This is a genomic window from Streptomyces sp. NPDC057877 (assembly GCF_042796855.1).
In the GTDB taxonomy this organism is placed as follows: Bacteria; Actinomycetota; Actinomycetes; order Streptomycetales; family Streptomycetaceae; genus Streptomyces.
In genome coordinates, this window is the sequence record NZ_JBHVMS010000002.1 from 727406 (window position 1) to 748553 (window position 21148).

22 protein-coding genes are annotated in these 21148 nt (G+C 72.0%); 18 read left to right on the forward strand and 4 right to left on the reverse strand.

The window, feature by feature from the left end; genetic code table 11:
- Positions 1 to 97 precede the first annotated feature (97 nt).
- Positions 98 to 1129, forward strand: coding sequence for a LacI family DNA-binding transcriptional regulator (locus ACFVQG_RS07145; RefSeq protein ID WP_383377733.1), 1032 nt, complete (start codon positions 98 to 100; stop codon positions 1127 to 1129).
- Here ACFVQG_RS07145 and ACFVQG_RS07150 read toward each other — a convergent pair.
- A complete protein-coding gene (locus ACFVQG_RS07150; RefSeq protein WP_383377735.1) occupies positions 1110 to 2270 on the reverse strand; it encodes a Gfo/Idh/MocA family protein in 1161 nt (386 codons plus the stop codon). The genes ACFVQG_RS07145 and ACFVQG_RS07150 overlap by 20 nt on opposite strands.
- A 143-nt stretch (positions 2271 to 2413) precedes the next feature.
- Here ACFVQG_RS07150 and ACFVQG_RS07155 point away from each other — a divergent pair, with 143 nt between their 5' ends.
- Positions 2414 to 3421 carry a LacI family DNA-binding transcriptional regulator gene (locus tag ACFVQG_RS07155; protein WP_383377737.1) on the forward strand — a complete coding sequence of 336 codons (1008 nt, stop codon included), beginning with the start codon at positions 2414 to 2416 and terminating at the stop codon, positions 3419 to 3421.
- On the opposite strand, the gene ACFVQG_RS07160 is transcribed toward ACFVQG_RS07155, so the two are convergent.
- Positions 3411 to 3755: a cupin domain-containing protein gene (locus ACFVQG_RS07160; protein WP_383377739.1), complete on the reverse strand. Its 345-nt coding sequence runs from the start codon at positions 3753 to 3755 to the stop codon at positions 3411 to 3413. The genes ACFVQG_RS07155 and ACFVQG_RS07160 overlap by 11 nt on opposite strands.
- 88 nt (positions 3756 to 3843) lie before the next feature.
- On the reverse strand, positions 3844 to 4731 hold the full coding sequence (locus ACFVQG_RS07165) for a DMT family transporter (RefSeq protein ID WP_383377741.1): 888 nt from the start codon (positions 4729 to 4731) through the stop codon (positions 3844 to 3846).
- Positions 4732 to 4799: 68 nt separating this feature from the next.
- Between ACFVQG_RS07165 and ACFVQG_RS07170 the strand changes: the two genes are divergently transcribed.
- The 7 genes from ACFVQG_RS07170 to ACFVQG_RS07200 all read left to right on the forward strand — a co-directional run bounded on the left by ACFVQG_RS07170 (position 4800) and on the right by ACFVQG_RS07200 (position 11525).
- The gene (locus ACFVQG_RS07170) at positions 4800 to 5654 is read left to right on the forward strand and encodes a LysR family transcriptional regulator (protein ID WP_383377743.1); all 855 of its coding nucleotides are present in this window, start codon (positions 4800 to 4802) and stop codon (positions 5652 to 5654) included.
- A 154-nt stretch (positions 5655 to 5808) separates the two neighbouring features.
- Positions 5809 to 6462: a GntR family transcriptional regulator gene (locus ACFVQG_RS07175; protein ID WP_383377745.1), complete on the forward strand. Its 654-nt coding sequence runs from the start codon at positions 5809 to 5811 to the stop codon at positions 6460 to 6462.
- Positions 6463 to 6523: 61 nt separating this feature from the next.
- On the forward strand, positions 6524 to 7276 hold the full coding sequence (locus ACFVQG_RS07180) for a PIG-L deacetylase family protein (protein WP_383377747.1): 753 nt from the start codon (positions 6524 to 6526) through the stop codon (positions 7274 to 7276).
- Positions 7273 to 7980: a 4-carboxy-4-hydroxy-2-oxoadipate aldolase/oxaloacetate decarboxylase gene (locus ACFVQG_RS07185; RefSeq protein WP_383377749.1), complete on the forward strand. Its 708-nt coding sequence runs from the start codon at positions 7273 to 7275 to the stop codon at positions 7978 to 7980. The genes ACFVQG_RS07180 and ACFVQG_RS07185 overlap by 4 nt, the downstream gene beginning before the upstream one ends.
- Entirely contained in the window at positions 7977 to 9089 is a 1113-nt protein-coding gene (locus ACFVQG_RS07190; RefSeq protein WP_383377751.1) for a 4-oxalomesaconate tautomerase, read from the forward strand. The genes ACFVQG_RS07185 and ACFVQG_RS07190 overlap by 4 nt, the downstream gene beginning before the upstream one ends.
- Positions 9086 to 10036 carry a VOC family protein gene (locus tag ACFVQG_RS07195; RefSeq protein WP_383377753.1) on the forward strand — a complete coding sequence of 317 codons (951 nt, stop codon included), beginning with the start codon at positions 9086 to 9088 and terminating at the stop codon, positions 10034 to 10036. The genes ACFVQG_RS07190 and ACFVQG_RS07195 overlap by 4 nt, the downstream gene beginning before the upstream one ends.
- Before the next feature lie 163 nt (positions 10037 to 10199).
- On the forward strand, positions 10200 to 11525 hold the full coding sequence (locus tag ACFVQG_RS07200; RefSeq protein ID WP_383377755.1) for an MFS transporter: 1326 nt from the start codon (positions 10200 to 10202) through the stop codon (positions 11523 to 11525).
- A gap of 72 nt (positions 11526 to 11597) precedes the next feature.
- On the opposite strand, the gene ACFVQG_RS07205 is transcribed toward ACFVQG_RS07200, so the two are convergent.
- The gene (locus ACFVQG_RS07205) at positions 11598 to 12002 is read right to left on the reverse strand and encodes a cupin domain-containing protein (RefSeq protein WP_383377757.1); all 405 of its coding nucleotides are present in this window, start codon (positions 12000 to 12002) and stop codon (positions 11598 to 11600) included.
- 228 nt (positions 12003 to 12230) lie between these two features.
- On the opposite strand from ACFVQG_RS07205, the gene ACFVQG_RS07210 reads away from it, so the two are divergent.
- The 9 genes from ACFVQG_RS07210 (at position 12231) to ACFVQG_RS07250 (ending at position 21127) form a co-directional block, all read left to right on the forward strand.
- Positions 12231 to 12779, forward strand: a complete 549-nt coding sequence (locus tag ACFVQG_RS07210; RefSeq protein WP_383377759.1) for a carboxymuconolactone decarboxylase family protein — start codon at positions 12231 to 12233, stop codon at positions 12777 to 12779.
- Positions 12776 to 14314: a sugar ABC transporter ATP-binding protein gene (locus tag ACFVQG_RS07215; protein ID WP_383377761.1), complete on the forward strand. Its 1539-nt coding sequence runs from the start codon at positions 12776 to 12778 to the stop codon at positions 14312 to 14314. Before ACFVQG_RS07210 ends, ACFVQG_RS07215 begins: the two co-directional genes overlap by 4 nt.
- The gene (locus tag ACFVQG_RS07220) at positions 14311 to 15339 is read left to right on the forward strand and encodes an ABC transporter permease (protein WP_383377763.1); all 1029 of its coding nucleotides are present in this window, start codon (positions 14311 to 14313) and stop codon (positions 15337 to 15339) included. Before ACFVQG_RS07215 ends, ACFVQG_RS07220 begins: the two co-directional genes overlap by 4 nt.
- Before the next feature lie 108 nt (positions 15340 to 15447).
- Positions 15448 to 16413, forward strand: coding sequence for a sugar ABC transporter substrate-binding protein (locus ACFVQG_RS07225; RefSeq protein WP_383377765.1), 966 nt, complete (start codon positions 15448 to 15450; stop codon positions 16411 to 16413).
- A gap of 158 nt (positions 16414 to 16571) precedes the next feature.
- Positions 16572 to 17483, forward strand: a complete 912-nt coding sequence (locus tag ACFVQG_RS07230; protein ID WP_383377767.1) for a LysR family transcriptional regulator — start codon at positions 16572 to 16574, stop codon at positions 17481 to 17483.
- 113 nt (positions 17484 to 17596) lie between these two features.
- Entirely contained in the window at positions 17597 to 18514 is a 918-nt protein-coding gene (locus tag ACFVQG_RS07235; protein WP_383377768.1) for a VOC family protein, read from the forward strand.
- 23 nt (positions 18515 to 18537) lie between these two features.
- Positions 18538 to 19986, forward strand: a complete 1449-nt coding sequence (locus ACFVQG_RS07240; protein WP_383377770.1) for an NAD-dependent succinate-semialdehyde dehydrogenase — start codon at positions 18538 to 18540, stop codon at positions 19984 to 19986.
- On the forward strand, positions 19986 to 20759 hold the full coding sequence (locus tag ACFVQG_RS07245) for a fumarylacetoacetate hydrolase family protein (RefSeq protein ID WP_383377772.1): 774 nt from the start codon (positions 19986 to 19988) through the stop codon (positions 20757 to 20759). Before ACFVQG_RS07240 ends, ACFVQG_RS07245 begins: the two co-directional genes overlap by 1 nt.
- The gene (locus ACFVQG_RS07250; RefSeq protein WP_383377774.1) at positions 20756 to 21127 is read left to right on the forward strand and encodes a VOC family protein; all 372 of its coding nucleotides are present in this window, start codon (positions 20756 to 20758) and stop codon (positions 21125 to 21127) included. The genes ACFVQG_RS07245 and ACFVQG_RS07250 overlap by 4 nt, the downstream gene beginning before the upstream one ends.
- The last annotated feature ends 21 nt before the right edge of the window (positions 21128 to 21148 follow it).

Sequence of the window (21148 nt, forward strand, 5' to 3'; positions counted from 1 at the left end):
AGCGACGCGGCTCTGTCATTCTTGTCAGTACAAACCCCTCGAACAACCAGCAGGAAGCCATCAAAAACCCCTCAGGAACCGTCCAGGGAGCCGACGCATGGGCCACCCCTTCCCGATCCGGGAGATCGCACGTCAGGCCGGGCTGAGCGAGGCCACCGTCGACCGGGTGCTCAACGGCCGCGGCGGGGTGCGCGAGAGCACCGCGCGGGAGGTGCGCCGGGCCATCGCGGATCTGGACCGGCAGCGCACCCAGGTCCGGCTGACCGGCCGCACGTTCATGATCGACATCGTGATGCAGGCGCCGGAGCGGTTCTCCACCGCCGTACGCGCCGCGCTGGAGGCCGAACTGCCCGCGCTGCACCCGGCCGTCGTACGCTCCCGCTTCCACTTCCGTGAGACCGGCCCGGTGGACGAGCTGATCGGCACCCTCGACCGGATCGCCCGGCGCGGCTCCCAGGGCGTCGTCCTCAAGGCGCCCGACGTCCCCGAGGTCACCGCGGCCGTCGGACGGCTGGTCGCCGCGGGGGTCCCGGTGATCACCCTGGTCACCGATCTGCCCGCCAGCGCCCGGCTCGGCTACGTCGGCATCGACGACCGGGCCGCGGGCACGACCGCCGCCTACCTGATGGGCCAGTGGCTCGGCGACCGCCCCGGCCATGTCCTCACCAGCCTCAGCAGCGGCTTCTTCCGCAACGAGGAGGAGCGGGAGATGGGGTTCCGCAGCGCCATGCGCGCCCACCACCCCGACCGCACCCTGGTCGAGATCGCCGAGGGACAGGGCCTGGACGCCACCCAGTACGACCTGGCCCGCGCCGCCCTGGAGCGCGATCCGGAGATCCGCGCCGTCTACTCGATCGGCGGCGGCAACATCGCCACCCTGCGCGCCTTCGCCGACCTCGGCCGCGCGTGCGCCGTGTTCATCGCCCACGACCTCGACCACGACAACACCCGGCTGCTGCGCGAGCACCGGCTCTCCGCCGTCCTCCACCACGACCTGCGCCGCGATCTGCGCGAGGCCTGCCACCTGGTGATGCGGGCGCACGGCGCGCTGCCGCCCGCCGGGCCCGTGCTGCCGTCCCCGATCCAGGTGGTGACGCCGTACAACATGCCTACGCCGACTCCGGGCTGACCCACGCCCCGCTCGCCACGGACCGCGCCATCGCGTCCAGTACGGCCGCGCTGCGCACCGCGTCGGTGAGCGTGGCCCCGTGCGGGACGCCCTCGGCGATCGAGCGCAGGAAGCGGTGGGCCTCGATCACCTTCAGGTCGTCGTAGCCCATCGCGTTGGCCGCGCCCGGCTGGAACGCGCCGAACTCGCCGTGCCCCGGGCCGACGTACACGGTGCTGACGGGCTGGTCCTGGTAGGCCGTGCCGCGGCTGACGCCCAACTCGTTCATCCGACGGAAGTCCCAGAAGACCGCGCCCTTGGTGCCGTGCACCTCGAAGCCGTAGTTGTTCTGCTCGCCGACCGAGACCCGGCAGGCCTCCAGGACGCCCCGGGCGCCGGAGGCGAAGCGCAGCAGGCAGGAGACGTAGTCCTCGTTCTCCACCGGGCCCAGCTCACCGCCGCTTACGCGGGAGTGGCCCGCCGTGGCGCCGGTGGGGCGGGCCCGCTCGGGGACGAACACCGCCGTGTCCGCGGTGAGCGCGGCGATCTCGCCGAGCAGGAACCGGGCGAGGTCGGCGCCGTGCGAGGCGAGGTCGCCCAGCACCCCGCTGCCGCCGCGCTCCCGCTCGTAGCGCCAGGTCAGCGCCCCCTCGGGATGGGCGGCGTAGTCGCTGAACAGCCGGACGCGGACATGCGTGACGGTGCCGATCTCCCCGGCGGCGATCAGCTCGCGGGCGGTCTCCACGGCGGGGGCGCCCCGGTAGTTGAAGCCGACCGTGCCCTGGACCCCGGCCTTGGTGACGGCGTCGGCGACCGCGCGGGCGTCCTCGGCGGTCAGGCCGACCGGCTTCTCGATCCAGAGGTGCTTGCCCGCCTCGGCCATCGCCACGCCGATCTCACGGTGCAGGAAGTTCGGCGCGGTGATGCTGACCGCCCGCACCCGCGGGTCGGCGGCCACCTCCCGCCAGTCGCGGGTCGCCGTGGCGAACCCGTACTGCCCGGCGGCCTGTTCGGCCCGTCCGGGCACCTCCTCGGCGACGGCCACCAGCTCCGGACGCAGGGCGAGCTGCGGATAGTGGTGGGGGAGCCGGGCGTACGCCTGGGTGTGCACCCGGCCCATCCAGCCGAACCCCACGACGGCGACACCGAGCGTTTCCACCATGACAGCCCCTCTTCTGGATCCGTTTGGACCCCTTTTTGGACCGGTCCATCTCCCGTCCCGCCCCACCCTGGGGACGAAGGCCGAGGCTGTCAACCATTCCCCGGCCTTTGACAAGCGAACCGACGGTCTGGAACGGTCCAACCATGAGACAGCCGACCATCCGCGACGTCGCCGAACACGCCGGTGTCTCCAAGTCGCTGGTCTCCCTGGTGCTGCGCGGCTCCGGCCCGGTGCGCCCCGAGAAACGCGAGGCGGTGCTGCGGGCGATTCGCGAACTGGGCTACCGGCCCAACACGGCGGCCCGCTCCCTGAGCGAACAGCGCTCCCGCACGGTCGGCGTCCTCCTCAACGACCTGCGCAACCCGTGGTTCGTCGACCTCCTGGACGGCCTGAACTCCCTGCTCCACGAACGCGGTCTGCACATGCTGCTGGCCGACGCCCGCCTCAACCGCCGCACCGGTCAGGACCTCACCGGCCCTTTCCTCGACCTGCGGGTTGACGGTCTGGTGGTGGTCGGCACGCTGCCCGACCCGGCCGGGCTCGGCACGGTCGCCGAACGCGTCCCGGTCGTCGTCGCGGGCGCCCGTGAACCGGTGCCGCCGGGCGTGGACGTGGTCGCGGGCGACGACGACCGGGGCGCCCGGCTGGCCACCGAGCACCTCATCGGCCTCGGGCACCGCCGGATCGCGCACATCGCGGGGTACGGCGCCGTCGGTGAGCTGCGGCGGCGCGGCTTCGAGGCGACGATGCGGCGGCACGGCCTGGCGGACGCCGTGCGGATCGAGCCGGGCGACATGACCGAGGAGGGCGGCCACCGCGCCGCCGTCCGGCTGCTCGGCCGCCCCGACCGGCCCACGGCGGTGTTCGCCGTCAACGACATGGCGGCGGTGGGCGCGTTGTCGGCGGTGGAGGAACTCGGACTGCGGGCGCCGCGCGACGTCTCCGTGGTCGGCTACGACGACACCAGTCTCGCCCGGCTCCGGCACGTCTGGCTCACCACCGTCGACAACGCCGCCCACGAGGTCGGCCGCCGCGCCGCCCACCGCCTGCTGGCCCGCCTCGCCGGAGCCGGGGGAGCGGGCGAGGTCCACCTGTGCGGACCCGAGCTTCGGGTGCGGGGCACGACGGCCGCGCCCGGCGTCACAGGTTGATCGCGTACGCCTTGCGCAGCGTCTCGTGCACCGTCCACGTCGTACGGTCGCCCTCGCGCAGCACCACCAGGTCCCCGGGCCCCACCGTCAGTGTCGGCCCGCCCTCGACCTCGATCGTCGCCGACCCGCTCACCACCACGAACAGCTCGTCCGCCTCGGTGTCGGTCACCACCCCCGGCGTGATCTGCCAGACCCCGCGCACCTGCCGCCCGTCCGCCGACTCCCACACCACCTTCCCGGTCACCTCGGGCGTCCCGGAGACGATCTGCGCCGGATCGAGGGGCTCGGGCGTGAGGGCGAGGTCGGGGATGCGCAGGGCGAAGCTGTGGTCCATGGGCCGACCCTAGCCAGCGGGAACGGGGCCGCGGCGCCGACAGAGTGTGACGGATCGGCGCCGCCTCCCGGACACAGTGTCGAGGCCGTCAGCCCCGCCGCGTCACCATGCTGACCGCGTTGGCCGCCACCACCGCGCCGACCGCCCCCCACTCCAGCCCGCCCAGCGCCTGCCCGAGGAGCACCCAGCCGACCAGCGCCGCGAGGACCGGGTTCACGCTCATGAAGAGGCCGAAGGTCTGGGCGGGAACCCGGCGCAGGGTCAGCAGGTCCGCGAGGTAGGGCACCGCCGAGGCGAGCACGCCCGCGGCGACGGCGCACGCCAGGGCACCCGGGGTGGGCGGATGACGGACGGCGACCAGGACGCCGACCGGCAGGAACATCAGCGCCGACAGCAGCGCGGCGGCGGCCGAACCCTGCGCCCCGGGTATGCGGTGGCCCACGGTGCGGTTGAGCAGGATGTACGACGCCCAGCAGGCGGCGGCCAGCAGACCCAGGCCCATGCCGACGTAGTCGGTCGAGGGCTGCGGGCGCATCAGGACGACGACCCCCGCCGCGGCGACCGTCGCACAGCAGGCGTCCACCCGGCGCCGCGCCGCGGTCAGCGCCAGGGCCAGCGGGCCGAGGAACTCCAGGGTCACCGCGAGGCCCAGGCCGATCCGGTCGATGGCGCTGTACAGGCTCAGGTTCATGGTGCCGAAGACCACCGCGAGCAGCCCGACCGGCCACCACTGCCGCCGGGTGAACTCCCGCAGCCGGGGCCGCCCGACGGCCAGCAGCACGGCGGCGGCCACGTACTGCCGCACCGCGACGACCCCGACGGGCCCGAGCACCGGGAACGCCAGGGACCCGACCGCCGCGCCGACCTGGTTCGACAGACCACTGCCGGTCATGGTGGCGACGGCGGTCCACTGCTTCGACTGCCGTGCCGGTGCCGGGACGGTGCCGGGGACCGGGGGCGCGGTGGCTGCTCGCATACGCCGATCGTGGGGGCGCCGCGCGCTTGCGCAAAATGCATCCGGCACCCTGTCTATACGCTCTGGTCATGGATATCGAGCTGCGGCACCTGCGCTGTCTCGTCGCCATCGTCGACGAGGGCACCTTCACCGACGCCGCCCACGCCCTCGGCGTCTCCCAGGCCGCCGTCTCCCGGACCCTGGCGGCGCTGGAACGGGCCGTGGGCGTACGGCTGTTGCGGCGCACCTCGCGCGAGGTGACCCCGACCGCGACCGGGCTGCGGGTCGTCGCGCAGGCCCGGCGGGTGCTCGCGGAGGCGGACGACCTGGTGCGGGCGGCCACCTCGGGCCGGACCCAACTGCGGATCGGGTACGCCTGGGCCGCCCTCGGCCGCCACACCCTGCCCTTCCAGCGCCGCTGGGGCGAGCTGCGCCCGGCGACCGAGCTGCACCTCGTGCGGGTCAACTCGCCGACGGCCGGGCTGCTGGAGGGGATGTGTGACATGGCCGTGGTGCGCCGGGACCTCGACGACCGGCGGCTGGACTCGGCCATCGTCGGCCTGGAGCGCCGGATGTGCGCGCTGGCCGCCGACGATCCGCTGGCCCGCCGCCGCTCGGTCCGGCTCGCCGACCTCGGCGGCCGTACCCTCCTGGTCGACCGGCGCACCGGCACCACCACCCCGGAGCTGTGGCCCGCGGAGTCCCGTCCGGCGACCCGGGAGACCCATGACGTGGACGACTGGCTCACCGTGATCGCCACCGGCCGCTGCGTGGGCATGACCGCCGAGTCCACCGCCAACCAGTACCGGCGCCCGGGGGTCGTCTACCGCCCGGTGCGCGACGCCGAGCCGGTGGCGGTGCGGCTCGCCTGGTGGCGCGACGACCCGCACCCGGCGACACAGGCGGCCCTGGAACTGGCCACCTCGCTCTACCGGAGCCAGTGACCGCGCCATAGCCGCGCCAGTAACCGCGCCGGTAACCGGTACAGCAGCCGGTACAGCAGCCGGTACAGCAACCGCGCCAATCACCTGAACAAAATTGTTGACAATCTTGTTTGGCTAGATTTACGTTCGACAGGCACTCACTCAGGGAGGGCACATGCCGAAGGAAGCCCGTGGACCGAGCACCGGAGAGCAGGCCAAGCAGCACGCGCTCGCGCGGCTGCGGCAGGCGATCCTGCACGGCGAGATGGCACCGGCACAGCGGCTGGTGGAGAACGAACTCGCCGAGCAGTTCGGTGTGACACGGGCCAGCATCCGGGCCGCGTTGATCGACCTGGAGGCACAGGGCCTGGTCGAGCGCATCCGCAACCGCGGCTCACGCGTACGGGTGGTGACCGTGGAGGAGGCGGTCGAGATCACCGAGTGCCGGATGGCCCTGGAAGGGCTGTGCGCCGCGAAGGCCGCCGTCGCCGCCAGCGACGGGCAACTGGCCGAACTCACCGAGCTGGGCACGGCGATGAGCAAGGCGGTGGCCGACGGTGAACCGTTGACCTACTCCGACCTCAACCACCGGCTGCACACCCGGATCCGGGAGATCTCCGGCCAGCACACGGCCCTGGAACTCCTGGAGCGGCTCAACGCCCAACTGGTGCGCCACCGCTTCCAGCTGGCGCTGCGGCCGGGACGCCCCCAGCAATCCCTGAACGAGCACCTGACCATGATCGAGACGATCCGGGCCAGGGACCCGCAGGCGGCCGAGGCGGCCGTCCGCGCCCATCTCACCAGCGTGATCGAGGCGCTGCGCGACTGACACCGGTCCGCGGCGGCCTGGGTGAGGCGGGCGGCACCCCTGTCCACCAAGGAGACTGAGCATGACGCACGGCAATCCGCCCGCCACCCCACCCCGGTCCACCCTGGTCGTCACCGCGCACGCGGGCGACTTCGTGTGGCGGGCGGGCGGCGCGATCGCCCTGGCCGCCGCCCGCGGGGAGAAGGTCACCATCGCCTGCCTGACCTTCGGCGAGCGCGGCGAGTCCGCGAAGGCGTGGCGCGAAGGGAGGAAGCTCGACGAGATCAAGGCGATCCGCCGCGACGAGGCCGAGCGCGCCGCCGCCACCCTCGGCGCCGAGGTCCGCTTCTTCGACGCCGGTGACTACCCGCTGCTCGCCACCCCCGAGCTGACGGACAGGCTCGTCGAGGTCTACCGCGACACCCAGCCGGACGTCGTCCTCACCCACCCCGCCGAGGACCCCTACAACGGCGACCACCCGGCCGCCCACCGCATGGCGCTGGAGGCCCGGGTGCTCGCCCAGGCCATCGGCTACCCGGGCCCCGGCGAGATCATCGGCGCCCCGCCCGTCTTCTACTTCGAACCGCACCAGCCCGAGATGAGCGGCTTCCGGCCCGAGGTGCTGCTCGACATCACCGAGGTCTGGGAGACCAAGCGCACGGCCATGGAGTGCCTGGGTGCCCAGCGGCACCTGTGGGACTACTACACCGACCTCGCCGTCCGCCGCGGCGTCCAGCTCAAGCGCAACGCGGGCCCGAACCTCGGACTGCCGCACAGGACCCTGGCCGAGGCCTACATGCGCCCCTACCCGCAGATCGCGAAGGAGCTGGCATGAGCGGCGTGATCGTCACCAACCCGCCCAAGGCGGCGGCCGAGGACGTCGAGGCGCTGGCCGCCTTCGGGGTCGCCACGGTCAGCGAGGCGATGGGGCGCACCGGACTGCTCGGCCCCGGCGTCCGCCCCGTCCAGCAGGGCGTACGGATCGCGGGCACCGCCGTCACCGTGCTCAGCTGGCCCGGCGACAACCTCATGATCCACGCCGCCGTCGAGCAGTGCGGTGAGGGGGACGTCCTGGTCGTCACCACCACCTCCCCGTCCACCGACGGCATGTTCGGTGAACTGTTCGCCACCGCCCTGAAGCGGCGCGGCGTGCGCGGTCTGGTGATCAACGCCGGGATCCGCGACACCCAGGAGCTGCGCGAGATGGGCTTCCCGGCGTGGTCCCGTGCCGTGTCCGCGCAGGGCACGGTGAAGGCGACCGGTGGCTCGGTCAATGTGCCGGTCGCCGTCGACGGACAGGTGATCAGGCCCGGCGACGTCATCCTCGCCGACGACGACGGCGTGGTGGTCGTACCGCGCGAACGCGCCCGGGAGACGGCCGAGCGGTCCGAGGCCCGGGAGGCCAAGGAGGCCGGGGCGCGGGCCGCCTTCCTGGACGGCGAACTGGGCCTGGACCGCTACGGCCTGCGCGGCACGCTCAAGCGGCTCGGCGTCGAGTACCGCACGTACGACGAGTACAGCGCGGGGGAGCGGCCGTGAACGGGCAGCCCGGAGGTGTGCCCTGTCTGCTGATGCGCGGCGGCACCTCCAAGGGGGCCTACTTCCTCGCGGGCGACCTGCCCGCCGACCCGGCCGCCCGGGACGAGCTGCTGCTGCGGATCATGGGCAGCCCGGACGCCCGGCAGATCGACGGCCTCGGCGGCGCGCACCCGCTCACCAGCAAGGTGGCCGTGGTGTCACCGTCCACCGATCCGCGCGCCGACGTCGACTACCTGTTCCTCCAGGTCGCCGTCGACCGGGCCGAGGTGACAGACCGTCAGAACTGCGGCAACCTCCTCGCGGGCGTCGGCCCCTTCGCGGTGGAGCGCGGACTCGTCCCCGCGGACGACGAGCTGACCTCCGTACGCGTCCGGATGGTCAACTCCGGTGACCTGGCCACCGCGACCTTCCCCACCCCCGGCGGCCGGGTCGACTACACCGGGGACGCCGAGATCTCCGGGGTGCCGGGCACGGCGGCGCCCGTGGTGATCGAGTTCCCGCCCGGCACCGGACCCCTGCTGCCCACCGGCAACGCCCGCGACGACCTGCACGGCACCCCCGTGACCTGCGTCGACAACGGCATGCCCACCGTGCTGATCGCCGCGTCCGACCTCGCGGTCACCGGCTACGAGACGCCACGGGACCTGGAGGAGGACCGCTCCCTCGCCGCACGGCTGCGGGAGATACGGCTGCTGGCCGGACGCCGGATGGGCCTGGGCGACGTGACGGACACGACCGTCCCCAAGCTCACCCTCCTCGCCCCGCCCCGCGACGGCGGCGCGGTCACCACCCGCACCTTCATCCCGGTCCGCTGCCACACCTCCATCGGCGTGCTCGGCGCCGCGAGCGTGGCCGCGGGGCTGCGGATCGACGGCGGTGTGGGCGCGGGGATCGCCCGGGTCACCCCCGGCGACGACCGCGTCCGCATCGAACATCCCACGGGATTCCTGGACATCGTCAGCGGCGTCGGCACCGGCGCCGACGGCCTCCCGTCCGCCCGCCGTACCGCCGTGGTCCGTACGGCCCGCAAGATCTTCGACGGCACCGTCTTCCCCCGGTCCGCCGAGACGGCACCCCCGCCCGCACCCTCCCCCGGAGGTCACCGATGACCCCTCCGCTCGGCGACATCGCCCACCTCGGGCACGCCCAGCTGTTCACCCCGGACCTGGACGCCAGCGTCGCCTTCTGCACCGACTACCTGGGCCTCACCGTCAACGGCCAGGACGGCGACACCGTCTACCTGCGCACCTTCGACGACTACGAGCACCACAGCCTGGTCCTCACCGCCCGCGACACCCCCGGCCTCGGCCGCCTCGCCCTGCGCACCTCCAGCGAGGAGGCCCTCCGGCGCCGTGTCAAGGCGATCGAGGCGGCGGGCGGCACCGGCCACTGGACGGAGGACGAACCGGGCCTCGGCAGGCTGTACGTCACCACCGACCCCGACGGCCACGAGCACGCCCTGTACTGGGAGAGCGAACACTACGAGGCCCCCGAGGAGTTGCGGCCCGCGCTGAAGAACCAGCCCCAGGCCAAGCCCAACCGGGGCGTCGGCGTCCGGCGCCTCGACCACGTCAACTTCCTCGCCTCCGACGTCGTCGCCAACGCCGAGTTCCAGCAACGGGTGCTGGGCGCCCGGCCCACCGAGCAGATCCGGCTCGACACCGGCCGGATCGCGGCCCGCTGGCTGACCTTCACCGACAAGTCGTACGACGTCGTCTACACCTCGGACTGGACCGGCGCCTCCGGCAGGCTGCACCACATCGCCTTCGCCACCGACACCCGCGAGGACATCCTGCGCGCCGCCGACCTCGCCATCGACACCGGCGTGTTCATCGAGACGGGCCCGCACAAGCACGCCATCCAGCAGACGTTCTTCCTCTACGTCTACGAACCGGGCGGCAACCGCGTCGAGCTGTGCAACCCGCTCACCCGGCTGGTGCTGGCCCCGGACTGGCCGCTGATCACCTGGACCGAGGCCGAGCGGGCCAAGGGCCAGGCGTGGGGGCTGAAGACCATCGAGTCCTTCCACACGCACGGGACGCCACCGGTGGCCTGACCAGGGGAGTCGCTCCCGGATGAGATTGTTGACAAAAACGTTGACACTCAGCCGGGTGCTCCTTAGCGTCGTGCGCACCACCGGGCCAGGCCGCGCGAGCCGCGCGGGGCCCGCATCTCACGTCCCCTCCAGGTGACTCCTCCTGGACGAGAGGAAAACGACGATGTCCTCCTCCCCCTCCCTGTCCGCACGCGGCGGCAGACTCGGTCTGCTCGTCGTGGGCCTGTGCTGGCTCGCCGTGCTCTTCGACGGCCTCGACATGTTCATCTACGGCTCGGTGCTGCCCCACATGCTGGCCGAGAAGGCCCTCGGCATCACCCCGGACCAGGCCGGTGACCTCGGCAGCTACGCCACCTTCGGCATGCTGGTCGGTGCCCTCACCGCGGGCACCGTCGCCGACCGCGTAGGCCGCAAGAAGCTGATGGTCGCCTGCGTGGCGCTGTTCTCGCTCGCCTCCGCGCTGTGCGCGGTCGCCGGGAGCGTCGAGGTGTTCGGAACGGGCCGCACCCTCGCCGGTGTCGGTCTCGGCGGACTGCTGCCGACCGCGATCAGCATGGTCTCCGACTACGCCCCGCGCGGCCGGGGCGCCCTCACCATCGGCATGCTGATGACCGCCCACCACGCGGGCGGCATCCTCTCCGCCTACATCGCCCTGTGGGTCGTGGAACCGCTCGGCTGGCGCGCCGCCTTCTGGATCTGCGTGCTGCCGCTGCTGTTCGCGGGCGTCCTGCTGAAGTTCCTGCCCGAGTCGCTGAGCTTCCTCGCCGCCCAGGGCCGCACCACCGAAGCCGCCGAACTCGCCAGCCGCTACGGCGTCCAGGCGCCCCCCGCCCCCACCGGCAAGCCCGCCACCGACCGCTGGGCCGCCCTCGCCAGCCTCTTCCGCGGCGGCCAGTGGACGCAGACCCTGCTCTACTGGATCGCCTCCTTCGGCGGCCTGCTCCTCGTCTACGGCGTCGCCACCTGGCTGCCCACCCTGATGCGCGGCGAGGGCTACGAACTGGGCTCCGCGCTCACCTTCGTGGTGCTGTTCAACCTCGGCGGCATCGTCGGCATGCTGGTCGCCGGACGCGCCTCCGACCGCTTCGGCGCCCCGCGCGTCTCCTCGCTCTGGTTCGCGCTGACCGCCGCCGGGGTCTTCCTGCTCAGCGTCCACATGCCGCTGGCACTGACCTTCGTGGTCGTCTTCCTCACCGGCGTCTTCCTCAACAGCGCCCAGACCATGATCTACGCGACCGTCTCCATCGCCACGCCGCCCGCCAACCGGGCCACCGCGGTCGGCTGGACCTCCGGCATGGGACGCTTCGGCGCCGTCTTCGGGCCCTGGCTGGGCGGCCAGTTGCTCGCCGCGGACAAGGGCGACTGGGGCTTCACGGCCTTCGCCCTCGCCGGTGTGGTCTCCATGGTCTTCATCGGCATCGCCGCACTGCGCGCCTCCCGGCAGCAGGCCCGTCAGGACGCGGGCCGGGAACTGGTCGACGCCCACTGAGGTGTCGTACCTGACACGACTCGGGCCACCGCGGGGACGCGGTGGCCCGAGTCGTGTCGCGACCGGGGGCGTTCAGCCCATCTGGTCCTGCGCCGACAGGTGTTCCACCGTCTTCCCGGTCGCGGTGAAGGTGCGGGTGACATGGCCCGACGAGTACACCCACAGGATCCGCAGCGGAGTGTCGCCGACGTTGCGGAACAGGTGCGGGACCGGCGACGGGATGTAGGTGGTGTCGTAGCGCTCCAGCTTCGTCACCTCCCCGTCGACCCAGACCTCCGCCTCGCCGTCCAGGACCGTGACGTGCTCGTCGCAGTTGTGCGAGTGCAGCGGGGCACCGGAGCCCACCGGATACACGCTCATGCCGCTGGTGACCAGGTTCTCCCCGCCCGCCGACGGCGTGGTGATCAGCGGCGTGGTCACGACGGCGCCGCCACGGTCGAGCAGCGGCACCGACGCGGCCTTGATGATCGTGGTCATCCGGGACTTCCTCTCCTGGGGTTGCGTCGAACGACGGTAGGTCGGTGCCGGGGGAACGGGTGCCCTCCGGCATGCAGGTTTACCTTGCGCTCCGGGAGGGGTGAGCATCCTTCCGGCCGGTTGTACCGTCACCTGGCATCGCACGGCGTCTGTTCCGTGACTGAGATGCGCCGGAAAGAAAAGGCAGGTATCGGCCAGATGAGGCTCCCCGTTCTCCACGATGAGGAAATGGATCCACGGCAGCAGGAGCTGGCCGCTCGGATCGCCGGTCGCCGCGGTGCCGTCCGCGGGCCGTTCCGGGTCTGGCTGCACAGCCCGGAGATGTGCGAACGCGCCGAGTCCCTCGGTGCCTTCGCCCGCTTCGACTGCAGCCTCCCCAGGCACCTGCGCGAACTGACGCTGCTGATGGCCGCCCGGAACTGGGACGCGCAGTACTCCTGGAACGCACACGTGCGCCAGGCGATCGAGGCGGGCATCCCGGAGGCGGCCGTGCGGGCCATCGCCGAGAAGCGCGAGGCCGTCTTCGACGAGGAGGCGGACCAGGTCTTCTACCAGTTCTGCCGGGAGGTCCTGGAGGAGCACTTCGTCACCGACGAGACCTTCGCCCGCGCCCACGCCCACTTCGGCGCCAAGGGCCTGGTCGACACCATCGGCGCGCTCGGCAACTTCACCATGCTCGGCATGTGCCTGAACACCTTCCAGGTGGACCTCCAGGCCGACAAGGAGCCGCCCTTTCCCGACATCCGCGGCTACGGGCGCGTGGGGGAGCGGGCGTGACCGCGCTCACCGACAGCGGCGTCGGCGAGGAGGACCGCGCCGGGGCCGCCGAGCCCGTGGTCCGGCTGCGCGGTGTCGCCAAGAGCTTCGGCGGGGCCGCCGCCCTCAAGGGCGTCGACCTCGATCTGCGCCCCGGCGAGATCCACGCGCTGATGGGCATGAACGGCGCCGGGAAGTCGACCCTCGTCCATGTCCTCGCCGGGGTCCACCAGCCCGACCGCGGCACCCTCGGCATCGACGGCCACGCCCACTCCTCGCTGACCATGCGACAGGCCCGCAGGCTCGGCATCTCCTTCGTGCCGCAGCGCCGCGAACTGGTCATGGGCCTCACCGTCGCCGAGAACATCCTGCTCGGTGACCTGCCCGTCAGAGGCGGCCGGGTCAGCTGGCAGCGGATGCGGGACGAGGCCCGCCGCGCCCTCGACGACCTGGGCATATCCCTCGACGTGGCGCAGCGGGCCGGGACGCTCACCGTGGCCGAGCAGACCATGGTCGAGGTGGCCCGCGAGGTGCGGCGCGGCGGCCGGGTCCTCATCCTCGACGAGCCCACCGCCTGCCTCGGCGCGGAGGCCGCACGGCAGGTGAAGACCCTGGTGCGCAGGCTGTGCGAGGAGGGCATCGCCATCGTCTACATCTCGCACTACATCGACGAGGTGCTGGAGGTCGCCGACCGGGTCACCGTGATGCGCGACGGCCGGGTCACCCACAGCGCCCCCGCCGCGGAGCTGACCGGCGCCACCCTGGTCCGGCACATGGTCGGCCGGGACGTGGTCTCCCGGCGGCCCGCCCGGCCCGCGCCCAAGGACGAGGTCGGCCTCAAGGTCGGCGGGCTCAGCCGCGGCCGGTTCATCCGGGACTTCCAGGTCGAGGTCCGCAAGGGCGAGGTCGTCGGCGTGCTCGGCGCCGCGGGCGACGCGCAGTCCTTCCTGTTCGACCTGCTCTCCGGCCGGGTCCGCCCGGACGCCGGGGAACTCCACGTCGAGGGCAGGCCGGTGCCGCTCGGCAAGGTGCGCCACTCGCTGCGCAGCGGGCTGCGCTGTGTCACCGGCGACCGCCGCAACCTCGGCGTCATCCCCGGCCTCACGGTCGACGAGAACCTGATGCTGGCCAGCGACCGCTTCACCGGTCGCCGACTGCACCGCGAGGGCGAACTGGCCCGCCGCGCCGCCCCCCGCCGGGACGCCTACGGCGTGATCACCCTGTCCCGCAACCCGGCGATCAGCACCCTGTCCGGCGGCAACCAGCAGAAGGTGCTGCTCGCCAAGTGGCTGGAGACCGCGCCGACGGCGGTGTTCCTCGAGGACCCCACCAACGGCGTCGACATCGCCGCGATCGCCGACATCCACACCATCATCGACGAGCTGGCGAGCCGGGGCGTGGCGGTGCTGCTCGCCTCCTCCTCCGCCGAGGAGGTCATGCGCCTCGCCGACCGCGCGGTGGTCGTCCGCTCCGGCCGGGTGGTCGCCGAACACGACATCGCCCGCATCACCCGTGACGAACTGGTCGCCACCGCCCTGGGAGGGAACCACTCATGAGCCTCAAGACCGCCCCCGAGGCGGCCGTCCCCACCGGCGACAAGCCGTCGCCGCGGCCGGAGCACCGGCAGGGCGGCCCGCTGGCGATCCTGCACCGCGTCCCGCACCTGGGCCTGCTCGTCGTACTGGTGGCCGTGGCCGTCGTCGCCGGAACGCAGAGCGACGCGTTCTTCACCGACGCCAACCTGCTGAACGTACTGCGCCAGGTCAGCGTGACCGCCGTGATCGCCGCCGCGCTGACGCTGGTGATGACGGCGGGCGGCATGGACTTCTCCATGGGCAGCAACGTCTACGTCATCACCGCCTTCGCCGCCCAGCTCATCCACGCGGGCACCTCGGTCACCGTCACCGTCCTCGCCTCGATCGCCCTCGCCATGGGCATGGGCCTGGTCAACGGACTCGTCGTCACCTACACCGCGGTGGCGCCGTTCGTGGTGACCCTGGCGACCGCCACCATCCTGGACGGCGTCTCGCTGATCATCCTCGACGGCAAGACCGTCTCCATCGGCGACTCGCTGTCCGGCCTCGGCACCGGGGAGACCGCCGGACTGCCCAACCTCACCCTGGTCGCGCTGGTCGTGCTGGTGCTGACCGCGCTGCTGATGAAGTACACGACCTTCGGCCGCGACCTGTTCGCGATCGGCGGCAACGAGCACGTGGCGCGGCTCAGCGGCATCAGCGTCAACCGCGACAAGCTGGTCCTGTACGCCGCCGCGGGCGCCCTGTCCGGCCTCGCCGGGATCATGCTGCTGTCCCGGCTCGCCTCCTCCAGCCCCACACCGGGCGCCGGTCTGATGCTCCAGCTCAGCGCCGTGGCCGCGGTCGTGATCGGCGGCACCTCGCTGGCGGGCGGCCACGGCACCGTCGTGGGCACCGTCCTCGGTGTGGTGTTGCTCGGTGTCGTCGCCAACTCCCTGAACCTGCTCCAGATCTCCTCCTTCTACCAGCCGGTCTCGGTCGGCACGGTGCTGGTCCTGGCGGCGATCGCCAACCAGATGCAGAAGTCCCGGCACGGGGCCCACTGACGCCCGTACGTCCGTGGTGACGCCACCACCTGTGCCGCACGTCCTCACCCTGTTACCGCCAGTAAGCGCTGTGTGCTTCCGCGCGCCCCACCCGAAAGGCACCGCACCATGAGACTCGGCCCCCGCACACCCCGCACCGCCCTGCTCGCCGCCGCCCTTTCCACCGGGCTGGTCCTCACCGGCTGCGGCGACGGCGACGGCGCCTCGACCGCCGCGGGCGGCGACGCCACGTACACGATCGGCTTCGTCAACGGCAACAACACCGAGTTCCACACCTGCCTCCAGGGCGCCATCGAGCGGGAGGCCGAGAAGCTCGACGTCGAACTCCTCACCGCCAACTCCACCCAGGACGCGGGCAAGGAGCTGAACAACATCGAGGACATGATCTCGCGCGGCGTGGACGCGGTCATCGTGCAGACGGTGAACGTCGACGCCCTGGAAGCCGATGTCGCCAAGGCCAAGGCGGCGGGCGTGCCGATCTTCCTCACCTCCGTCCTCCTGGAGGACATGGACGACGTCCTCGGCGCCTCCGTGGTGCCGCTCGCCGAGGTCGGCAAGATGGACGCCGAACTCGTCGCGAGGGACGCGGGCGGCGAGGACGTGCAGGTCGGTGTGATCGCGGGGGCACCCGGCGCCGCCTCCGACGTCATGGTGGGGGGCTTCACCGACAACCTCCCCGAGAACGCCGAGGTCGTCGCCAACCAGCCGGGCATGTTCAACCCCGCCAAGGCCCAGGAGGTCGCGGAGAACATGATCCAGTCCCACCCCGGCCTCGACTACGTCTTCGTCGCCAACGAGGAGATGGCCTTCGGCGCCCTCAACGCCTTCCAGGCCGCCAAGGCGGACGTCAAGATCGTCACCAGCAACGGCACCGAACGCGGCGTCGAGGCCGTCGGGGACGGCACCTTCCTCGGCACCGTCTCCAACCCGGCCGCCCTCACCGGCGCCAACGCCCTCGCCACCACCGTGAAGCTGCTCGACGGCGACGAGAGCGCCGAGAAGATCGCCCGCACCCCGCTGGCCATGGTCACCAGGGAGACCGCGGCCGACGCACCGGAGTACTGCCACGAGTAGGGATTGTTGACGAAATTGAAAACCGGCAGGTCGGAGACCTTTTGCCAGCCGCATCCCTGACCTAGGCTGCGGCACACCACCCCCGGCCGGGCGGGACCATCCGTGCGACTCGTACCACCGGCGTCGGCACGCCCTGCCGCCGCGGCCCTGGAGGATCTGTGGACCGTCTTCTCCTCATGCACAGCTTCGTCACCGTCGCCCAGGTGGGCAGTTTCAGCGGTGCCGCCAAGAAGCTGGGCTCGTCGGGCTCCCTGGTGTCCCGGCACGTCGCGGAACTCGAACGGCAGGTGGGCGTCCGCCTGGTGAACCGTACGGCCCGGTCGGTGAGCCTCACCGAACCGGGCCAGCGGTACGCCGACTTCGCCGCCCGCATCCTGGACGAGATCGAGGCCGAGGACGCCTCCATCTCCCAGTTGCACGACCGCGCCGAGGGCACCCTCAGCATCATCTGCCCGAAATGGATAGGCAGCCTGGACCTCGGCGACGCCATCGCCGCCTTTTCCGCCGAACACCCCAAAATCCAGGTCAGGTTCGAACTCGGCGGTATGTCGGACCGTACCTACGACTTCCTCGACAGTGGTTTCGACATCGCCTTCCACACCCGCGACCTCCGCGATTCCAGCGTCCGGCTGAAGAAGATCGCCTCCCTGCCGTTCGTGCTGTGCGCCGCCGAGGAGTACATCGAACGCCGCGGCGGCGTCGACCACCCCAACGACATCGCCGCCCACGACTGCCTGGTCCACGTCAACGACCCGGTCTGGCGCATCGGTCACGGACACGCCAGCACCCTGCACAAGATCCGCAACATCGCCTTCTCGTCGAACTCCTACATCGCCCTCCAGAAGGCCGCCGTACACGGCCGTGGCCTGGCCCTGCTGCCGCAACGCCCCGCCTACGACGACCTGGTGTCCGGCGCCCTGAAGGTGCTGCTGCCCGAACTCGCCGTCCCTGACCGGCCGCTGTTCGCGATCTACGGCCCCGGCCAGGACACCCCCCGCAAGGTGAGCGTGTTCCTGGACTTCCTGGCCCGGTGGTTCTCGCAGAATCCCATTCCGGCCATGCGGCCGTGACATCGCCCGCCATTCGCCGCAAGAAACGATTGCGTATTCCGTCGGGCTCGGGCCATTGAGGGCCGTCACCGCGGAAATCTACGCTCACCCGGCGACCCGCGAAACGAGGAACCATGGGAATCCAGAGAATCGAATCGGTCACCTACGGCATCGACGACCTCGACAAATGCGTCCGGTTCTTCGACGACTTCGGGCTGTTCCTGGTGGAACGCACGGACGAACACGCCGTCTTCGAAACACTCACCGGACAGACCCTCACCCTGGACACCGCGCCCGGCGAGGCGCTGCCACCGCCCGTGGAGGACGGACCCACCCTGCGCGAGGTCGTCTGGGGCGTCGACACGGCGGCCGAACTCGACCGGCTGGTGGCCGAGGTGACCCGCTTCCGCCCCGTCCGGCCCGGTGCCGACGGTGTCCACCACACCGTCGACGAGACCGGCTTCGGCGTCGGCCTCACCCTGGCCCGCCCCAGGCCCGCCCCCGTCACCCCCCGCCCGGCCAACGCGCTCGGCAACGTCAACCGCTGGAACACCGCCCTGGCGGAGATCACCCGGGTCCGCCCCCTGCGCATGTGCCATGTCGCCCTCAACATCCCCAAGGCGGGCAAGGACGAGGCGGTCGCCTTCTACACCGACCGGCTCGGCTTCCGCGCCACCGACGTGGTCGAGCCCATGGGCGTCTTCATGCGGGCCCCCGGCGACGACGACCAGCACACCGCCCTGCTGTGCCACCGCCCCGACCGGGCGGGCGTCAACCACATCGCCTACGAGGTCCCCGGCTTCGACGACGTCATCGAGGGCGGCAACCACATGATCGAACGCGGCTGGCGGGAGGCCCGCAGGCTGGGCCGCCACACCATCGGCTCCAACGTCTTCCGCTTCCTGCACGCCCCGTGCGGCGGGCGCGTCGAGTACGCCGCCGACATGGACCGCGTCGACGACAGCTACCAGACCCGGGTGCACGAGACCACGCCCCCGCACCACATCTGGGCCCTGCGCACCAACCGCGACCAGGACGCCCCCGCCTCCTGACCTCCTGGAGAGGGCACTCACCCATGACCACCGACCACGGCTACCCCGCCGTCCGTATGCACATCGCGGGCGAGTGGTGCCAGGGCGGCACCGGCCGCACCGCCCCCGTCGTCAACCCGGCCACCGAGGAGGTGATCGGCGAGGTACCGCTCGCCACCCCCGCCGACCTGGACCGCGCCCTCGCCGCCGCCGCCGACGGCTTCCAGGCCTGGCGCGACACTCCCGTAGCCACCCGTACGGCGATCCTGCACCGGGCCGCCGACCTGCTCACCGAACGCGCCGCCGCCATCGGCCGGACCATGACCCTGGAACAGGGCAAGCCGCTCGCCGAGGCCACCGGGGAGGCCCGCCGGGTCGCGGACACCCTGCGCTGGCACGCCGACGACGCCCGCCGCGCGTACGGCCGTATCGTCCCCTCCGCACCCGGCACCATCCTCACCGTCCGCCGCGAACCGGTCGGCCCCGTCGCCGCGTTCGTGCCGTGGAACTTCCCCGCGGGCGGCCCGATGCGCAAGATGTCCGCCGCGCTGGCGTCCGGCTGCTCCCTCGTCATCAAGGCCTCCGAGGAGACCCCCGCCACCGCCATGGAACTGGTGCGCTGCCTCACCGACGCGGGCCTCCCGGCCGGTGCGCTGAACCTGGTCTTCGGGGAGCCCGCCGAGGTCTCCGCCCATCTGATCGCCTCCCCGGTGATCCGCCTGGTCGCCTTCACCGGCTCGGTCCCGGTCGGCAAGCTGCTCGCCGCGGCGGCCGGTCAGGCCATGAAGCCCTCCCTGATGGAGCTGGGCGGCCACGCCCCGGTCCTCGTGTGCGCCGACGCCGACCCGGCGAAGGCCGCCCGCCGCGCCGCCCGGGCCAAGTTCGCCAACGCCGGACAGGTGTGCACCTCGCCCAGCCGGTTCCTGGTCCACGAGTCGCTGGTCGAGGACTTCACCGCCGAGTTCGTGAAGGCGGCCGAGGCGGTCGTCGTCGGCGACGGCCTGGCCGACGGCACCATCATGGGCCCGCTGGCCAACGAGCGCCGTCTGAAGGCGATGGAACGCCTGGTCGCCGACGCGGTCGGCCGCGGCGCCGAGGTGCGCACCGGCGGCGAACGACCGGACCGCGCCGGGTACTTCTTCGCACCGACGGTCCTGACCGACGTACCGGCCGACGCGGAGCTGATGCACGAGGAACCGTTCGGCCCGCTCGCACCGATCACGCCCTTCACCGGCCTGGACGAGGCGCTGGCGACCGCCAACGCGCTGCCCTACGGGCTGGCCGCCTACGGCTTCACCGACTCCGCCGCCACCGCCGAGAGACTGTCCGCCGAGCTGGAGGCCGGAATCCTCTCCCTCAACCACTGCGGCGGCTCCGTCCACGAGGCACCGTCCGGCGGCGTGAAGGACAGCGGCTACGGCCGTGAGGGCGGCCCCGAGGCGCTCGACGCCTACCTGGTCACCAAGCGCGTCTCCCACCTGCTGGTGCCCTGATGCGGTACGCGAGGGTGTCGGTCGGCGGCCGGGCGGTCTGGGGCCGGGTGGGGGAGGCGACCGTCGAACTGCTGTCCGGCTCCCCGATCGGGGGCGAGCCGGACGTCATCGGCACGGTGGAGCGCGCCACCGCCGTGTGGCTGCCCCCGGTGATCCCGCCGGTCTTCTACGCCGTGGGCCTGAACTACCCCCGCCACATCGAACACGCCGGTGCCGCCGTCCCCGACCGCCCCGAGGTCGGCTACCGCGCCAACAACGCGCTGACCGGCCACCGCACGCCCATCGTGAAACCCCGTGCGGCCGAGGGCCGCTTCGAGGCCGAACCGGAACTGGTCGCGGTCATCGGCCGCACCCTCAGACACGCCACCCGCGAAGAGGCCCGCACGTCCGTCTTCGGCTGGACCATCGGCAACGACGTCAGCGCCCGCACCTGGCAGCACCAGGACCGCACGTTCTGGCGCAGCAAGAACAGCGACACCTTCAAACCCATGGGCCCCTGGATCGACACGGACGTGGACGCCCTGGCACAGACCACCACCCTGCGCGTCAACGGGACGGTCAAGGCCTCCTTCGCGACCGGCGACATGGTGTTCGACCCCTACGACTACCTCGTCGAGATGACCCGGCATCTGACCCTGCACCCCGGTGACGTGCTGTGGATGGGCGCCGAGGCCACGTGCCGGATCGAGCCGGGCGACACCGTGGACGTCGAGATCAGCGGCATCGGCGTGCTGTCCAACCCCGTACACCTGGAAGGAAACGAACCCGCATGAGCGCGGAACCCCGCTACATCCACCACGTCAACTTCCCCACCACCGACCCCGACCGCACCGCGGAGTGGTACGCCAGGGTCTTCGGCATGAAGCGGATCACGCCCAGGTCCAACACCCGTGTGGTGCTGATGACCCGGGGCACCTTCGACCTGCACTTCACCCCGGTCGAGGAGATGGAGCGCATGGCGCCCTACCACTTCGCGGTCGAGGTCGACGACTGGGACGACTTCCTCGCCCACCTCAAGGAGCTGGGCATCCGGCACACCCGCCCCATCCAGCGCCCGGAGAACCAGTCCAAGTTCTGCTACATCCACGACCCCGACCACACCATGATCGAACTGGTCCACCACGCCAAGCGCCCCAACTGACCCGCCCCGCTGAGGAGTTCC

Coding starts and splice junctions, on each gene's coding strand:
- ACFVQG_RS07145 (WP_383377733.1), top strand. CDS start 98: ATGGGCCACCCCTTCCCGATCCGGGAGATCGCACGTCAGGCCGGGCTG.
- ACFVQG_RS07150 (WP_383377735.1), bottom strand. CDS start 2,270: ATGGTGGAAACGCTCGGTGTCGCCGTCGTGGGGTTCGGCTGGATGGGC.
- ACFVQG_RS07155 (WP_383377737.1), top strand. CDS start 2,414: ATGAGACAGCCGACCATCCGCGACGTCGCCGAACACGCCGGTGTCTCC.
- ACFVQG_RS07160 (WP_383377739.1), bottom strand. CDS start 3,755: ATGGACCACAGCTTCGCCCTGCGCATCCCCGACCTCGCCCTCACGCCC.
- ACFVQG_RS07165 (WP_383377741.1), bottom strand. CDS start 4,731: ATGCGAGCAGCCACCGCGCCCCCGGTCCCCGGCACCGTCCCGGCACCG.
- ACFVQG_RS07170 (WP_383377743.1), top strand. CDS start 4,800: ATGGATATCGAGCTGCGGCACCTGCGCTGTCTCGTCGCCATCGTCGAC.
- ACFVQG_RS07175 (WP_383377745.1), top strand. CDS start 5,809: ATGCCGAAGGAAGCCCGTGGACCGAGCACCGGAGAGCAGGCCAAGCAG.
- ACFVQG_RS07180 (WP_383377747.1), top strand. CDS start 6,524: ATGACGCACGGCAATCCGCCCGCCACCCCACCCCGGTCCACCCTGGTC.
- ACFVQG_RS07185 (WP_383377749.1), top strand. CDS start 7,273: ATGAGCGGCGTGATCGTCACCAACCCGCCCAAGGCGGCGGCCGAGGAC.
- ACFVQG_RS07195 (WP_383377753.1), top strand. CDS start 9,086: ATGACCCCTCCGCTCGGCGACATCGCCCACCTCGGGCACGCCCAGCTG.
- ACFVQG_RS07200 (WP_383377755.1), top strand. CDS start 10,200: ATGTCCTCCTCCCCCTCCCTGTCCGCACGCGGCGGCAGACTCGGTCTG.
- ACFVQG_RS07205 (WP_383377757.1), bottom strand. CDS start 12,002: ATGACCACGATCATCAAGGCCGCGTCGGTGCCGCTGCTCGACCGTGGC.
- ACFVQG_RS07210 (WP_383377759.1), top strand. CDS start 12,231: ATGGATCCACGGCAGCAGGAGCTGGCCGCTCGGATCGCCGGTCGCCGC.
- ACFVQG_RS07220 (WP_383377763.1), top strand. CDS start 14,311: ATGAGCCTCAAGACCGCCCCCGAGGCGGCCGTCCCCACCGGCGACAAG.
- ACFVQG_RS07225 (WP_383377765.1), top strand. CDS start 15,448: ATGAGACTCGGCCCCCGCACACCCCGCACCGCCCTGCTCGCCGCCGCC.
- ACFVQG_RS07235 (WP_383377768.1), top strand. CDS start 17,597: ATGGGAATCCAGAGAATCGAATCGGTCACCTACGGCATCGACGACCTC.
- ACFVQG_RS07240 (WP_383377770.1), top strand. CDS start 18,538: ATGACCACCGACCACGGCTACCCCGCCGTCCGTATGCACATCGCGGGC.
- ACFVQG_RS07245 (WP_383377772.1), top strand. CDS start 19,986: ATGCGGTACGCGAGGGTGTCGGTCGGCGGCCGGGCGGTCTGGGGCCGG.
- ACFVQG_RS07250 (WP_383377774.1), top strand. CDS start 20,756: ATGAGCGCGGAACCCCGCTACATCCACCACGTCAACTTCCCCACCACC.